Source organism: Cupriavidus sp. 86D6 (assembly GCF_057815095.1).
Genome location: NZ_JBYPSB010000002.1, coordinates 452,429 through 467,226, shown reverse-complemented (window position 1 = coordinate 467,226; position 14,798 = coordinate 452,429). Strand labels below are relative to the sequence as shown.

Below are 14,798 nucleotides of genomic sequence, written 5' to 3'. Positions count from 1 at the left end.
GCCTCAGGCGGCCAGCAAGTGGTAGAGATTGCGTAGCATGCCGGCCGTCGCGCCCCAGATGAAGCGATGGCCGCCGCCCTCGCGCGGATACGGCATCGAATAGAACTGGCGCTCGCCGCCTTCCCAGCGCAGCAGGCGGCGCTCGTGGCGGGCAGGGTCCATCAGGAACGCCAGCGGCACCTCGAAGATTTCGGCCACCTCGCCCGCATCGGGCTGCAGCGTAAAGCCGGTATGAACCAGGCCCACCACCGGGCTCACGTGGAAGCCCGTGCCGGTGATGTAGTCCGGCAACGATCCCAGAACCTCGATGAAGTCCCGCTTGAGACCGATTTCCTCCTCGGTCTCGCGCAGGGCCGTGGCGATGCGGTCGGCGTCGAAGGTTTCCTGGCTGCCGCCCGGAAAGCTGATCTGGCCGGCATGTGCGTTCAAATTCGCATTGCGCTGGGTCAGCAGCACGGTCAGGCCGTCCGGGTGTTCGACCAGCGGCACCAGCACCGAAGCTTGCCGCAACCCGCGCGTGCGATCGTAGACGCGCGACTCGTCGGTCAGCTCGGGCTCCCACGCCGGCGGCGACAGCAGCCGGTGCCGGATGAAATCGGGTTGCATGCGCGGCGCACTGAGCGGCGCGCGGCGGCTGTCGGTCTCGATAACCGGCAGCGCCTCGGGATCGAATTTGGGGCGCATAACGTCGTCAAGTATGACAGAACGTCAGAATGTTGCATCGCAGCATACTCGTTCATCGCGCATCGCCGGAAATGCAAAAAGGACACCCGAGGGTGTCCTTCGCAATGCCGGCTGAGCACCGGTTGCCCGGTGCGTGGCGCGGAAAAGCTTATTCTGCGGCGACGGCAGCGGCCTTGGCCTTCGTCACCAGCTTTTCCTTGATACGTGCCGACTTGCCCGAACGCTCGCGCAGGTAGTACAGCTTCGCGCGACGGACGTCACCGCGACGCTTCACTTCGATGCCGGCGATCAGCGGCGAGTACAGCTGGAACGTACGTTCCACGCCTTCACCCGACGAGATCTTGCGCACGATGAAGGAGCTGTTCAGACCACGGTTACGCTTGGCGATCACCACGCCTTCGTAAGCCTGCACGCGCTTGCGGTTACCTTCCACCACGTTCACGTTGACGATCACGGTGTCGCCAGGTGCGAATGCGGGGATGGTCTTGTTCGCGGTCAGACGCGCGATCTCTTCCTGCTCGATTTGCTCGATGAGGTTCATCGTTTTCTCCTTAACCATCTTACCGGCGTTAATACCCATATTCGGGCCCCGGCAGAGGATGGGGTTTCACTTGGCAGGAGCGAACTCCTGCCCTGCTTTCGCCGCCAGGGTCGACAGGTATTTCTCGTCGGCCTTGGACAACAACCCTTGCGCGCGCGCCGCCACGATCAGATCGGGACGCTTGCGCGCGGTATTGGCCAACGCCTGCTGGCGCCGCCATTTTTCAATCTCGGCATGATGGCCCCCGAGCAACACATCGGGCACCCGCACACCTTCATATTCTTCCGGCCGCGTGTAATGCGGACAGTCGAGCAGGCCATTGACGAAGCTGTCCTGCACCGCCGACTGCGCATCGCCCAGCACACCGGGCAGATGCCGCACCACCGCGTCGATCAGCGCCATCGCGGGCAGTTCGCCACCCGACAGCACAAAATCGCCGAGGCTGATTTCCTCGTCCACGCGACGGTCGATCAGGCGCTGATCAATCGCCTCGTAGCGCCCGCACAGCAGCACCAGCCCCGGGCGCTGCGCCAGTTCCATGACCTTGCCATGGCTCAGCGTCGCGCCTTGCGGCGACATCAGCACCACGTGCGGCCGCTCGACACCAGCGTCCGACTGTGCCGCGCTGGCGGCATTGATCGCATCTTCGAGCGGCTTGCCCAGCATCACCATGCCAGGCCCGCCGCCGTAGGGGCGATCGTCGATCGTACGGTAATTGTCGACCGTGAAGTCGCGGGGATTCCAGGTGCGCAGCGCATAACGCTGCTGCTTCGCCGCCCGGCTGGTGATACCCCAGTCGGTCAGCGCGCGAAACATCTCGGGAAACAGCGTGATTACATCGAACTGCATCAGCGCCTCCCTCGACGGCAATTCAGGAACGTCAGTAGTCCAGCCCCCAGTCGACCACGATGCGCCGGGCCGACGTATCGACCGCGCGCAGGAATGCGTCGACAAACGGGATCAGCCGCTCAGCGGCCTTGCCGTCCGGCAGCTGGTATGCCACCTGTAGGATCTGGTGGGCGCCGTTGTCGATCAGCCCGGTCACGTCGCCGAGCGATTCGCCCTGCTCGTTGACCACGGCGCAACCGATCAGGTCGACCCAGTAAAACTCACCTTCTTCCGGCGCGGGAAAATCCGCACGCCGGATCCAGACGCGGCGGCCCTTGAGCATTTCCGCCACATTGCGATCCGAAACGCCGGTGGCTTGCGCCACCACGGTACCGCTATGTTCCCGCGACTGTGAAATCTTGACGCTGACAGCTTCCGCCGCCTCGGCAGGCGCCGTGACCACACCGGCAGCCGGCGCACGCAGCAGCCACCAGCGGCGGGCATGCAGCAATGCGGAGGCGTCGTCCGCATGCGGCTGGACCTTGATCCAGCCCCGGATGCCGTATGCGGCGCCCACGTAGCCAACCTCGACGAGATCGTCGGGCAAGCTATCCGTGAACAGCAGCGAGGCAGGCAGCTTGGCTGGCCGGCCGGCGGCACCACCTTGCGTGGCGGCAGTCGACAGGTTCAGCGGCTTGCGGCCGGTGGCGTTGCCAGTCACGTTGGCGGAGCGTCTTTACGCGTCAGCGCGCACCGCCCGAGCGGTTGCGCCTGAACAACTATCAGGCAGCAGCCTTGACGGCGGCTTGCTTGACCAGGCGGGCAACGGTCGGCGACAGTTGGGCGCCAACGCCTTGCCAGTAGGCCAGACGGTCTTGCGCAACGCGCAGGCCTTCTTCCTTGTCGGAAGCCAGCGGGTTGTAGAAGCCAACGCGCTCGATGAAACGGCCATCGCGACGGTTGCGCGAATCGGTAGCAACGATGTTGAAGAACGGGCGCTTCTTGCTGCCGCCGCGAGCCAGACGGATTACGACCATGTTAATTCCTCGAAAAAACGGGGTGTGCGAACACGAAACGCAAGAGTATAGCCCACTTCCCGAGTCCAAACAAACACTTAGGGCTTTCCAGCACGATACCGTCCCCGCGGAGCGCCGTTGACGCAACAATTGCGGGATGACGTCGTGGCGAAATCGCGAACCGGCGGTATGGCGCGAGCCCGAATCGACACTTTCGTGGCCGGAAGGGGCCTGTACCGCTGTTGATCGCCCTCGCCCTGGCATTTTCGCCTGCTGCTCGCATTCCCGCACGCCTTGAAACAGGCCTCTAATCGCCGTCAGCCGAGGCGCCACGCGGGGTTTCGGCGGACGCGACAAACGTGGCAAAAATGACGAAACAATCCGTTACACCAGTAACGGGTTTCGCATAGGCCATCACAGCCCCGCTGCGTACCATGAACCCAACGCCTGACTCATCACCTGCTACAGGACATTGGGATTCCGCATGCTTACACGCCCCCACCTGCGCCATCTGGTGGCTGGTGCCGTGGCCGTCATCGGCCTGGTTGGCACAGTTGCCACCAGCCACGCACAAGTCGCCTTCTGGCAGCGCGCCTTCGCCGAGCATCCGGTTCGTATGGGCCGGGTGGGCGCCGGGTGGGACGTTGCCAGCGTGCGCGCGGAAAACCGCGATCACGTCCAGGCGCAGATCGACCGGATGGAACAGCGCGCGCGCAACGACGACCGGCTGAGCGGCCGCCCGCCCGGCCCTGGCGGCCAGAGCGATGAACGGTCCGCACGCCAGTCTGGCGGCGCCGATCGCAACAACGGAGGCGACGCGTCGATGCGCGGCAACGAGATGCGCCCCGCCCATGTCGGCCCCGGCTGGCAGGCGCGCGGCCGCGACGGCGGACGCTGACGCACTTCCCGGGGAAGCCCACCCCAAAGGCCGGAACTTCCGGCCTTTTTTCATGGTCAGTCTTGACGTGCGTGCCAGAAAACGCCGCACAGGCTGCCGCCCGGCGCTGTCCGGGATCTCCAGCGTGCCGTTGTTGCGCGGACGGCAATCAAACTGACCTGCCTCTGCCCGGCACCCACTGTCCGGGTCCTGGAGGCTGGGCGCGGCCTCCACAAGAACGATCTGTCGAGGTTCATCATGTCTCCCCTTCTTCACGACCTGGCCCGACACGCGGGCCAGTTGTCATTGTCGCTGCTGTTCATGCTGATGCTGACCCTGGTGCTGTACAGCGAAACGCATATCTCCCAAATGGTGGCCGGCGCCCTGGCGTCGATCTGGCCGTCCTGACGCTACAATGGGCGCCGATGCCGCCGGCATCGAAGGGATTTTCCGTTCGCCTAGTCTCGCCTACGATGCCTGCCGCCAGCCAAGCCCCCGCCATTGCCCGTGAACCCGCCAGCCCACCCACAGCGCGTGGCGGAAAATCCAAACTGATCACCGTCGCGCTGGCCTTCCTGCTTGGCAGCCTCGGGGCACATCGCTTTTATCTGAAGGGTCTGCGTGACCCGTTCGGCTGGGCCCATCTGCTGGCCACGGCAGCGGGTGCCATCGGCGTGACCTCGCTGATCGTGGGCGCCGGCAATCCGGCCCTGAACTGGATGTTTGCCGTGGCGGGTGGCGTATCGGTCATCGGCGCCTTCCTGACCGCCATCGTGTTCGGCCTGCGGCCCGACGACAAATGGGATGCCCGCTATAACGCGCACGGTACGCCCACGCGCTCGGGCTGGCCGGTGGTGATTCTCGTCATCCTGTCGCTGATGATCGGCACGGGCCTGCTGATGGCGGGGCTGGCGATCAGCTTCCAGACCTTCTTCGAATCGCAGGTCGAAGCCGCCAAGGCGCTGTCACAGGAATAGCGCCCCTTGACCGACCGCAAGACTCCACGCAATAAGCCTGTCGATAACTCGTAAAACGACCATACTGCTTAGGTCCAAATGACAGGCGGCACTGCACCGCTGCAGGGCTGCGAAGGAGACGCTGATGGAACATCCCAGCTACGAGGAAGGACGCCTGGCGGCGATTGCCGTGCGCCTGGCCATGTCGTCGGGCTTGCCGCCCGCCAGTGCCCGGACGGCACTGGAACTGGCCTGCCGCATGATCGGCGACAGCCTGGATGCACCGGCGACAGCACGCAAGGAAACTCAGAAGAGCGAGCCTTGCCTGTCTTCGCCGCCGCACGGCCGCATCGATCGCGTCGGTCTGGGCGGTGGCCTGAACCGCGACGTATCGAGCTCGAAGCGGTTATAGCGAAATCCGAGACGATCCGCGGCCTTGTAGAACCGCTGCCGGATCAGATCGGCCCAGATCCCCGTGCCGCGCATGCGCGAAGCGAAATCGGCGTCGTAATCCTTGCCGCCACGCATGTCGCGTACGCGGTTCATGACCCGCTCGGCACGGTCGGGAAAATGCGCCTGCAGCCATTCCTGGAACAGCGGGCGCACTTCCCACGGCAAACGCAACACGACGTAATTGGCGTAGACCGCCCCCGCGTCATGCGCGGCTTCCAGAATTCTTTCCAGATCGGGCTCCGTAATGAACGGGATGACCGGGGCCACACTCACGCCCACCGGAATCCCGGCATCGGTCAGTTCCCGAATCGTGCGCAGCCGGCGCGACGGCGTAGCGGCGCGGGGCTCCAGCGTGCGCGCCACGTCGGCATCGAGCGTGGTGATGGTCACCGCCGCCACCGCCACCCGCTGTGCGGCCATCGGCGCCAGCAGGTCGATGTCGCGCTCGATCAGCGATGACTTGGTGATCAGCGCCACCGGGTGGTCGGTCTCGTGCAGCACTTCCAGAACGCCACGTGTGATGCGCTGCTCGCGCTCGATCGGCTGATAGGCGTCGGTATTCACGCCCAGCGCAATCGTCTCGCAGCGATACGATGGCCGGGACAATTCGTCACGCAGGCGCTCCGCGGCGTTGGCCTTGGCGTACAGCTTCGTCTCGAAATCGAGCCCCGGCGACAGGTCCAGGTAGGCGTGCGTCGGGCGCGCAAAACAGTAGATGCAGCCATGTTCACAGCCGCGATACGGATTCAGCGACGTATCGAACGGAATATCGGGCGATGCATTGCGCGAGAGGATCGACCTGGCCTGCTCGCGCGTCACCTGCGTGACCAGCCGGGGCGGCAGCGCCGCGTCTGCACCCGTCCCGTCGCCGGATGGGGATTCCTCCGGCGCCAGCCACCCATCGTCGAACGCCTCGCGCTGATCGCGCTCGAAGCGTCCCTGCAGGTTGCTGACAGCACCGCGGCCCTTTCGGGGCGGCATGGGAATCGGGGGCATGGGGTGGGTCTTGGGGCGATAGGTACTGTACAAATATACAGTATCGATGACCGTGATCCAAGCCCGAATTCAGGTCGTGCCGGATACGCTACTTTCCTTGGCGTCCACCGCGATCGCCAGCGTTTCCTTGATTTCTTCCATCACGACATAGCTCTTCGACTGCGCGGCGCCGGGCAGTTGCAGCAGGATGTCCCCCAGCAGCCGGCGGTACTCCCCAATCTCCCGGATGCGTGCCTTGATCAGGTAATCGAAATCGCCCGACACCAGATGGCACTCCAGCACCTCGGGGATGCGCAGAACCTCGCGCCGGAACTGTTCGAACATGTTGCCCGACTTGTTGTTCAGCGATATCTCGACGAACACCAGCAGCGCGCTGCCCAGCAGGGCCGGATTCAGCCGCGCGTAGTAGCCCATGATGACGCCGTCGCGCTCCAGCCGCTTCACGCGCTCGATGCAGGGCGTGATCGTCAGCCCCACGGCTTCCGCCAGGTCTTTCATCGATATCCGGCCATCGCCCTGCAGCACCCCAAGGATCTTGCGATCCAGGCGGTCCAGCGAGCGGACCGGCTGGCGGCTTGTTCTCATGAATCTTTCCTGTTTTTATAAGAAATTCGCGAACTAACACTGCTTCGAAGTCAATAGTATAGAAGCGAATTCTTCTATAGCCTTGGTTGGCAGTACGGAGCCCCGAAAATGCGCGTTCTTGTTCTTGGCAGTGGCGTGATTGGCGTCACCAGTGCGTGGTATCTGGCCCGCGCCGGTCACGAAGTGACCGTGGTGGACCGCGAAGGCGGCCCGGCACTGGGCACCAGCTTTGCCAATGCCGGCCAGATCTCGCCGGGCTATGCGTCGCCGTGGGCCGCTCCGGGCGTGCCGCTGAAGGCGATCAAGTGGATGTTCCAGGAACATGCGCCGCTGACCATCAAGCCTGATGGCTCGCTGTTCCAGCTGCAGTGGATGTGGCAGATGCTGCAGAACTGCACGGCCGACCGCTATGCCGTGAACAAGGAACGCATGGTGCGGCTGGCCGAGTACAGCCGTGACTGCATCCGCACGCTGCGCGCCGAGACCGGTATTGCCTACGAAGGCCGCCAGCAGGGCACGCTGCAGGTGTTCCGTACCGATGCGCAGATGGAAGCCGCGTCGCGCGACATCGCCGTGCTGGAAGAAGCCGGCGTGCCCTACGAATTGCTCTCGCGCGACGAACTCGGCGCGAGCGAACCGGCGCTTGCCGCCGCCGGCCAAAAGCTGGCGGGTGGCTTGCGCCTGCCGAACGATGAAACCGGGGACTGCCAGCTGTTTACCGAACGGCTGGCAGCCATGGCTGCGTCGATCGGCGTGCAGTTCCAGTACAACCGGTCGATCGACGGCCTGCTGACCCAGGGCGATGCCGTGACCGGCGCCATCGTCGGCGGCGAGCCGATGCTGGCCGATGCCGTGGTGGTGGCGCTGGGCAGCTGGTCCACGCCGTTCGTGAAGCCGGTGCTGCCGGGCCTGTCGAATCTGCCGGTCTATCCGCTCAAGGGCTTCTCGATTACGGTGCCGCTGCGCGATGCCGACAAGAGCCCGGTGTCGACGGTGCTGGACGAGACCTACAAGGTGGCGATCACGCGCTTCGACGATCGCATCCGCGTGGGCGGCATGGCACAGATCGTCGGCTACGACCGCTCGCTCGATCCGAACAAGCGCCGTACGCTCGAACACGTGTTGACCGACCTGTTCCCGGGTGCCGGCGATGTGAGCCGCGCCACGTTCTGGACCGGCCTGCGTCCGATGACGCCGGACGGCACGCCCGTGGTGGGCCCTGCCGGCATTCGCGGCCTGTGGCTCAACACCGGCCACGGCACGCTGGGCTGGACCATGGCTTGCGGCTCGGGCCGGTTGCTGTCCGACCTGGTATCGGGCACGCGCCCGGCGATTCGCGCCGACGACCTGTCGGTGGATCGCTATCGCAAGCCGCCGCGCACGCACCACGTGCCGCGTCCGGTGGCGGCATGATTGCCAGCGCTGCAGAAACAGGAAGGGCGACCCGCGGGTCGCCCTTTTCGCATTGTTACGATGGCGTGACGCGCATCAGAACTGATCGGCCATCATGGCCTTGACCGGCTCCGCGCCTTCCACGATGGCCGCGCGCAGCGACGAGGCCTGCGACAGGATGTGCTGGCCAAAGAAATACGCGGTCGCGATCTTGGCGTCGTAGAACGCCGGATCTTCCGCACGCTTCGCGTCGGCCACCAGCATGGCGCGGCCCAGTTGCCAGCCCGACAGCACGATGCCGCAGAGCTTCAGGTAAGGCACGCTGCCGGCAAACACGGCGTTCGGATCGCCCTTGGCATTTTCCACCACGAACTGCACCACGGCTTCCAGCGCCTCGCGGCCCAGCTTCAGCTGCGTCTGCACGGCCTTGAACGACGCGCCGCCGTGCTTGCCCAGTTCGGCTTCGGTTTCGGCGATCTTCGCGCAGATGGCACGCGCGACGGCGCCGCCATCGCGCACGGTCTTGCGACCGACCAGGTCGTTGGCCTGGATAGCCGTCGTGCCTTCGTATATGGTCAGGATGCGGGCGTCGCGATAATGCTGCGCCGCGCCCGTTTCCTCGATGAAGCCCATGCCGCCGTGCACCTGCACGCCCAGGCTCGTCACGTCGATCGACAGCTCGGTGCTCCAGCCCTTCACCACTGGCACCAGGAACTCGTAGAGCGCCATGTTCTCGCGGCGCACGGCTTCGTCGGGATGCTGGTGGGCGATGTCGCTGGCCGCGGCGGCCACGTAGGCCACGGCGCGGGCGCCTTCGATCAGCGCGCGCATCGTCATCAGCATGCGCTTGACGTCCGGATGATGGATGATCGTCACCGCCTCGCGCGCCGATCCATCCACGGGCCGGCTCTGCACGCGGTCCTTCGCGTACGCCACGGCCTGCTGGTAAGCGCGCTCGGAAATCGCAATGCCCTGCATGCCCACCGCGAAGCGCGCCGAGTTCATCATGATGAACATGTACTCGAGGCCGCGGTTCTCCTCGCCCACCAGCGTGCCGATGGCACCGCCGTGGTCGCCGAACTGCAGCACCGCCGTGGGACTGGCCTTGATGCCAAGCTTGTGCTCGATCGACACGCACTGCACGTCGTTGCGTTCGCCCAGCGACCCATCGGCGTTCACCTTGAACTTGGGCACGATGAACAGCGAGATGCCCTTCACGCCCTCGGGTGCGGTGGGTGTGCGCGCCAGCACCAGGTGGACGATGTTGTCCGCCATGTCGTGCTCGCCATACGTGATGAAGATCTTGGTGCCGAAAATCTTGAACGTGCCGTCGCCCTGCGGCTCGGCGCGCGTGCGCACCGCAGCCAGGTCCGACCCGGCTTGCGGCTCGGTCAGGTTCATCGTGCCGGTCCACTCACCCGAGATCAGCTTGGGCAGGAAAGTTGCCTTCTGGTCATCGCTGCCCGCCGTCAGCAGGGCCTCGATGGCGCCGTCGGTCAGCAGCGGGCACAGCGCGAACGACAGGTTCGCACTGTTCAGCATCTCGATGCACGGCGTGGCCACCAGCTTGGGCAGGCCCTGGCCTTCGAATTCGGCCGGATGCAGCACACCCTGCCAGCCGCCTTCGCCAAACTGCCGGAACGCATCCTTGAAGCCGGCCGTGGTGGTGACCACGCCATCCTTCCAGCTGCTGGGGCTGAGGTCGCCCGGACGGTTCAGCGGCGCCACCACCTGTTCGTTGAACTTGGCGGCTTCTTCGAGCACGGCCTGCGCCGTATCGGGGGTTGCCTCTTCGTAGCCGGGCAACTGGCTGATCTGTTCAAGCCCTGCCAGTTCGTTCATGACGAACTGCATGTCCTTGAGTGGTGCGCGATAGGTCATCGTATGTCTCCACGATCCTGCAAAAAAGCCGCTCGCGGGAAGCTACCCGGAACGGCTTTATAGTAGTTCTGCGTGCGGCCGGTTCAATGCGATGTCGAACCGGCCGGTCGGGCTTTATCAGCCCAGTGCTGCCACCAGCTCGGGCACCACGGTGTTCAGGTCGCCCACCAGGCCGTAGTCCGCCACCGAGAAGATCGGGGCTTCCGCGTCCTTGTTGATCGCGACGATCACCTTGGAGTCCTTCATGCCGGCCAGATGCTGGATCGCGCCCGAGATACCGACGGCGATGTACAGCTGCGGGGCGACGATCTTGCCGGTCTGGCCCACCTGGTAGTCGTTCGGCACGAAGCCGGCATCGACTGCGGCGCGCGATGCGCCCAGCGCCGCGCCGAGCTTGTCGGCCAGCGGGGTCAGCACCTTGGTGTAGTTCTCGCCCGAACCCACGCCACGGCCACCCGAAACGATGATCTTGGCGGCGGTCAGTTCCGGACGATCGCTCTTGGTCACTTCGCGCGACACGAATTGCGAGATGCCCGCGTCGGCCACGGCCGGCAGCGTTTCCACCGCAGCCGAGCCACCTTCGGCGGCGGCCGGGTCGAATGCCGTGCCACGCACCGTGATCACCTTGATCTTGTCTGCCGACTTGACCGTGGCGATGGCGTTGCCGGCGTAGATCGGACGCTCGAACGTGTCGGGCGAATCCACCTTGGTGATGTCCGACAACTGGGCCACGTCCAGCTTGGCAGCCACGCGCGGCAGGATGTTCTTGCCCGAAGCGGTCGCCGGGGCAACGATGTGCGAATAGTCGCTGGCGATGGCCAGGATCTGTTCGCCCACGTTTTCGGCCAGGCCGTCGGCAAAGTACGGTGCGTCGGCCAGCAGGACCTTCGACACGCCGGCGATCTTCGCGGCGGCATCGGCCGCGGCGCGGGCGTTGGAACCGGCCACCAGCACGTGGACGTCGCCGCCGCACTGGGCAGCAGCCGTCACGGCGTTCAGCGTGGCGGCCTTGATCGATTGATTGTCGTGTTCAGCAATGACAAGTGCAGTCATGTTCTTTTCTCCCCCGCGCTCAGATAACCTTGGCTTCCGACTTCAGCTTTTGCACCAGCGTGGCAACGTCCGGCACCATCACGCCGGCGCTGCGCTTGGCAGGCTCGACAACCTTGACGGTCTGCAGGCGCGGCTTCACGTCGACGCCGAGGTCTTCCGGCTTCACGGTATCCAGCGGCTTCTTCTTCGCCTTCATGATGTTCGGCAGCGTCACGTAGCGCGGCTCGTTCAGGCGCAGGTCGGTGGTCACCACGGCCGGCAGCTTGACCGACAGCGTTTCCAGACCGCCATCCACTTCACGCGTCACCGAAGCCTTGCCGTCGGCCACCACCACCTTCGAGGCGAACGTGGCTTGCGGCAGGCCGGCAAGCGCGGCCACCATCTGGCCGGTCTGGTTCGAGTCGTCGTCGATGGCCTGCTTGCCCAGAATTACCAGGCTCGGCTGTTCCTTGTCGATCAGTGCCTTCAGCAGCTTGGCCACGGCCAGCGGTTGCAGGTCTTCGTTTGACTCCACCAGGATGCCGCGGTCGGCGCCAATGGCCATCGCGGTACGCAGGGTTTCCTGGCACTGGGCCACGCCGCACGACACGGCGATGACCTCGGTGACGACGCCGGCTTCCTTCAGGCGCACGGCCTCTTCGACGGCGATTTCGTCGAACGGGTTCATGCTCATCTTGACGTTGGCCAGGTCAACGCCCGTGCCATCCGACTTCACGCGGACCTTGACGTTGTAGTCCACCACCCGCTTGACTGCGACGAGTACTTTCATGCGCTCACTCCACTGATAGCTGATAGTTCCAAAGTTTTTGAATCGCTCGCCATTATAACCACCGGGGTGGCGACTCTCTTGTTTTTCGAACGATCGTACTATTTTATCGACAAAGAATTGCCGGGCATAGCCGGCAATCCAAAAAAATTATCGCGATTGTGCCGCAGGATGCCCTGCCGGCGCACGGTTTGGATGAAAACCTCCAGAAATTACCAGGCGGTAATCACGGATTCCTTAAAAGTGCTCTGCACGTACTGCTTGATTTCAGGCGAGTGATACGCCTTCACCAGCTTGGCCACCCAGGGCTTGTCCTTGTCGGCGGTACGGATGGCGATCAGGTTGGCGTAAGGACCCTTCGGGCCTTCCATGGCGATGGCGTCACGCGTAGGCGACAGGCCGGCCGATTCGGCGTAGTTGCCGTTGATGGCAGCGGCGTCCAGGTCGTCGAGCGAACGCGGCAGCTGTGCGGCGTCCAGTTCCACGATCTTGATCTTCTTCGGGTTCTCGACGATGTCCAGCGGCGTGGCCTTCAGGCCGGCGTCCGGGCGCAGCTTGATCAGACCCTTGGCCTGCAGCAGCAGCAGACCGCGGCCACCGTTGGTGGGGTCGTTCGGCACACCCACGCGGGCGCCCTGCTTGATCTGGTCGAGCGACTTGATCTTCTTCGAGTAGACGCCCATCGGGAACGTCACCGTGAAGCCGACATGCGTGAACTTGTAGCCGCGATCCTTGATCTGGGCTTCCAGATACGGCAGATGCTGGTAGCTGTTGGCGTCGAGATCGCCGGCGGCCAGCGCCGCGTTGGGCTGGATGTAGTCGCTGAATTCCACCACCTGGATATTCAGGCCGTCCTTGGCCGCCACCTTCTTCACCTGCTCCATGATCTGGGCGTGCGGCCCCCCCGTGACGCCGATCTTGATCGGCTTGTCCTGCGCAAACGCGCCGGCCGACACCACCACACCCAGCGCGACGATGGCGCTCTTGATCACACTACGACGTTGCATTGCGATTTACCCCTGAGTTTCCCTGCGTAGAAATTGTTATGGCTCAACGATGGCTCACCGATGGCTGATCCGGCGCACCAGCCAGTCACCAAAGCTCTGCACTGCCTGGACGAACACGATCAGGATCAGCACCACGGCCACCATGATCTCGGTGATGTACCGCTGGTAGCCATAGCGAATGCCCAAATCCCCGAGTCCGCCGCCGCCGATGGCGCCGGCCATGGCCGAATAGCCAACCAGGCTCACGAACGTGATCGTCAAACCCGCCACGATGCCGGGCATGGCTTCCGGCAGCAGCACCTTCCAGACAATCTGGCCGGTGGTGGCGCCCATCGATTGCGCGGCCTCCACCAGGCCCTTGTCCACCTCGCGCAGCGCGGCTTCCACCAGGCGCGCGATGAACGGCACGGCGGCGATCGTCAGCGGCACGATGGCCGCCGTGGTGCCGATCGACGACCCGACGATAAAGCGCGTGAACGGGATCACCACCACCAGCAGGATGATGAACGGGATCGAGCGCACCGCGTTCACGACCACGCCAATCGTGCGGTTGAACAGCGGATGCGACAGCACGCCGCCACGATTGGTCAGGTGCAGCAGCACGCCCAGCGGCACGCCCAGCAGCGATCCGACCACGCCCGAGATGGCCACCATCAGCAAGGTCTCGCCGAACGACGACAGGAACAGGTCAAACATTTCAGACCACATGTTCGATCTCCTCCACGACCACGCCCTGCGTCTGCAGATAGTCCATCGCCGCGCGCACCGCGGCAGGTTCGCCCGTGGCCATGATCGCCAGCGAGCCAAATGCCTGGCCCTGGATCTCGTCGATATGGCCGTGCAGGATGTTGAAGTCCAGACCGTGCTGGCGAATGGCTTGCGCCAGCACCGGCTGGTCCACGTTGTCGCCGGTGAATGCCAGGCGGTAGACATGGTCGCGGCCATTGCCCAGGCGGCTTTCCACACGCTTGAGCACGCTGGCCGGCAATTCCTGCGCAATCACGTCGCCGATCATCGCGCGGGTGACCTCATGCTGCGGGCGCAGGAATACGTCGATCACGCGCCCCGATTCCACGACCTGCCCGGCTTCGAGCACGGCCACGCGGTCGCAGACCTGCTTGATGACCTCCATCTGGTGCGTGATCATCACGATGGTCAGGCCCAGTTCCCGGTTGATCTGCTTGAGCAGTTCCAGGATCGAGCGCGTGGTCTCCGGGTCCAGCGCCGACGTGGCTTCGTCCGACAGCAGCACCTTGGGCTTGCTGGCCAAGGCGCGGGCGATGCCCACACGCTGCTTCTGCCCGCCGCTGATCTGCGCGGGATAGCGGTCGCGCAGCTTCGACAGGCCGACCAGTTCCAGCAACGGCTCGACGGTCGCGGCGATGTCCTGCTTCGACTTGCCCGCCAGTTCGAGCGGCAGCGCCACGTTGTCATACACGGTGCGCGACGACAGCAGGTTGAAGTGCTGGAAGATCATGCCGATCTCGCGACGCGCCTCGCGCAGCGCGCCGTTGTTCAGCGCGGTGAGATCCTGGCCGTCGACGATCACGCGGCCGCTGGAAGGCCGGTTCAGCAGGTTGATGGCACGCACCAGCGTGCTCTTGCCGGCGCCGCTTCGGCCGATGATGCCGAAGATCTCGCCGGCGGCGATGGAGAGGCTGACATCGCGCAGGGCATGCACTTCCCCCGACCCGCCGGGGAACCGCTGCGAGAGTCCTTGCAGTTCGATCATGAAGAGAAAAGAAAACGGCAACAGCGCGGGG

At 64.5% G+C, this 14,798-nt stretch carries 17 protein-coding genes; 4 read left to right on the top strand and 13 right to left on the bottom strand.

Annotated elements, in window-relative coordinates:
• Positions 1-3: 3 nt before the first annotated feature.
• From AC3G88_RS07185 to rpsP, 5 genes are all read right to left on the bottom strand, one after another.
• Positions 4-684 carry a CoA pyrophosphatase gene (locus tag AC3G88_RS07185; RefSeq protein ID WP_153947463.1) on the bottom strand — a complete coding sequence of 227 codons (681 nt, stop codon included), beginning with the start codon at positions 682-684 and terminating at the stop codon, positions 4-6.
• Positions 685-832: 148 nt separating this feature from the next.
• Positions 833-1,225 carry a 50S ribosomal protein L19 gene (gene rplS, locus AC3G88_RS07180; RefSeq protein ID WP_400392921.1) on the bottom strand — a complete coding sequence of 131 codons (393 nt, stop codon included), beginning with the start codon at positions 1,223-1,225 and terminating at the stop codon, positions 833-835.
• Positions 1,226-1,291: 66 nt separating this feature from the next.
• Entirely contained in the window at positions 1,292-2,074 is a 783-nt protein-coding gene (gene trmD, locus AC3G88_RS07175; RefSeq protein WP_488771362.1) for a tRNA (guanosine(37)-N1)-methyltransferase TrmD, read from the bottom strand.
• A gap of 31 nt (positions 2,075-2,105) precedes the next feature.
• On the bottom strand, positions 2,106-2,774 hold the full coding sequence (rimM, locus tag AC3G88_RS07170; protein WP_488771113.1) for a ribosome maturation factor RimM: 669 nt from the start codon (positions 2,772-2,774) through the stop codon (positions 2,106-2,108).
• 61 nt (positions 2,775-2,835) lie between these two features.
• Positions 2,836-3,090: a 30S ribosomal protein S16 gene (gene rpsP, locus AC3G88_RS07165; protein ID WP_092594826.1), complete on the bottom strand. Its 255-nt coding sequence runs from the start codon at positions 3,088-3,090 to the stop codon at positions 2,836-2,838.
• A gap of 463 nt (positions 3,091-3,553) precedes the next feature.
• On the opposite strand from rpsP, the gene AC3G88_RS07160 reads away from it, so the two are divergent.
• From AC3G88_RS07160 to AC3G88_RS07150, 3 genes are all read left to right on the top strand, one after another.
• The gene (locus AC3G88_RS07160) at positions 3,554-3,967 is read left to right on the top strand and encodes a hypothetical protein (protein WP_488771112.1); all 414 of its coding nucleotides are present in this window, start codon (positions 3,554-3,556) and stop codon (positions 3,965-3,967) included.
• 237 nt (positions 3,968-4,204) lie between these two features.
• The gene (locus tag AC3G88_RS07155) at positions 4,205-4,354 is read left to right on the top strand and encodes a hypothetical protein (RefSeq protein WP_487523206.1); all 150 of its coding nucleotides are present in this window, start codon (positions 4,205-4,207) and stop codon (positions 4,352-4,354) included.
• A 65-nt stretch (positions 4,355-4,419) separates the two neighbouring features.
• Positions 4,420-4,923 carry an NINE protein gene (locus AC3G88_RS07150; protein WP_487523207.1) on the top strand — a complete coding sequence of 168 codons (504 nt, stop codon included), beginning with the start codon at positions 4,420-4,422 and terminating at the stop codon, positions 4,921-4,923.
• 285 nt (positions 4,924-5,208) lie between these two features.
• Here AC3G88_RS07150 and AC3G88_RS07145 read toward each other — a convergent pair whose 3' ends face one another.
• On the bottom strand, positions 5,209-6,351 hold the full coding sequence (locus AC3G88_RS07145) for a PA0069 family radical SAM protein (RefSeq protein ID WP_488771111.1): 1,143 nt from the start codon (positions 6,349-6,351) through the stop codon (positions 5,209-5,211).
• 69 nt (positions 6,352-6,420) lie between these two features.
• On the bottom strand, positions 6,421-6,936 hold the full coding sequence (locus AC3G88_RS07140; protein ID WP_153947457.1) for an Lrp/AsnC ligand binding domain-containing protein: 516 nt from the start codon (positions 6,934-6,936) through the stop codon (positions 6,421-6,423).
• Between the two features lie 108 nt (positions 6,937-7,044).
• Between AC3G88_RS07140 and AC3G88_RS07135 the strand changes: the two genes are divergently transcribed.
• Positions 7,045-8,349 (top strand): D-amino acid dehydrogenase, encoded by a 1,305-nt coding sequence (locus tag AC3G88_RS07135; protein WP_488771110.1) that lies wholly within the window; start codon positions 7,045-7,047, stop codon positions 8,347-8,349.
• A gap of 75 nt (positions 8,350-8,424) precedes the next feature.
• Here the strand turns inward: AC3G88_RS07135 and AC3G88_RS07130 are convergent, their stop codons facing one another.
• The 6 genes from AC3G88_RS07130 to AC3G88_RS07105 all read right to left on the bottom strand — a co-directional run bounded on the left by AC3G88_RS07130 (position 8,425) and on the right by AC3G88_RS07105 (position 14,767).
• On the bottom strand, positions 8,425-10,209 hold the full coding sequence (locus AC3G88_RS07130) for an acyl-CoA dehydrogenase (RefSeq protein WP_488771109.1): 1,785 nt from the start codon (positions 10,207-10,209) through the stop codon (positions 8,425-8,427).
• 117 nt (positions 10,210-10,326) lie between these two features.
• A complete protein-coding gene (locus tag AC3G88_RS07125) occupies positions 10,327-11,262 on the bottom strand; it encodes an electron transfer flavoprotein subunit alpha/FixB family protein (RefSeq protein ID WP_488771108.1) in 936 nt (311 codons plus the stop codon).
• A 19-nt stretch (positions 11,263-11,281) separates the two neighbouring features.
• Positions 11,282-12,031 (bottom strand): electron transfer flavoprotein subunit beta/FixA family protein, encoded by a 750-nt coding sequence (locus tag AC3G88_RS07120; protein ID WP_066739205.1) that lies wholly within the window; start codon positions 12,029-12,031, stop codon positions 11,282-11,284.
• A gap of 209 nt (positions 12,032-12,240) precedes the next feature.
• The gene (locus AC3G88_RS07115) at positions 12,241-13,035 is read right to left on the bottom strand and encodes a MetQ/NlpA family ABC transporter substrate-binding protein (protein ID WP_488771107.1); all 795 of its coding nucleotides are present in this window, start codon (positions 13,033-13,035) and stop codon (positions 12,241-12,243) included.
• Between the two features lie 54 nt (positions 13,036-13,089).
• A complete protein-coding gene (locus AC3G88_RS07110) occupies positions 13,090-13,743 on the bottom strand; it encodes a methionine ABC transporter permease (protein ID WP_092594846.1) in 654 nt (217 codons plus the stop codon).
• On the bottom strand, positions 13,733-14,767 hold the full coding sequence (locus AC3G88_RS07105) for a methionine ABC transporter ATP-binding protein (protein WP_400393254.1): 1,035 nt from the start codon (positions 14,765-14,767) through the stop codon (positions 13,733-13,735). Before AC3G88_RS07105 ends, AC3G88_RS07110 begins: the two co-directional genes overlap by 11 nt.
• Positions 14,768-14,798: the final 31 nt, after the last annotated feature.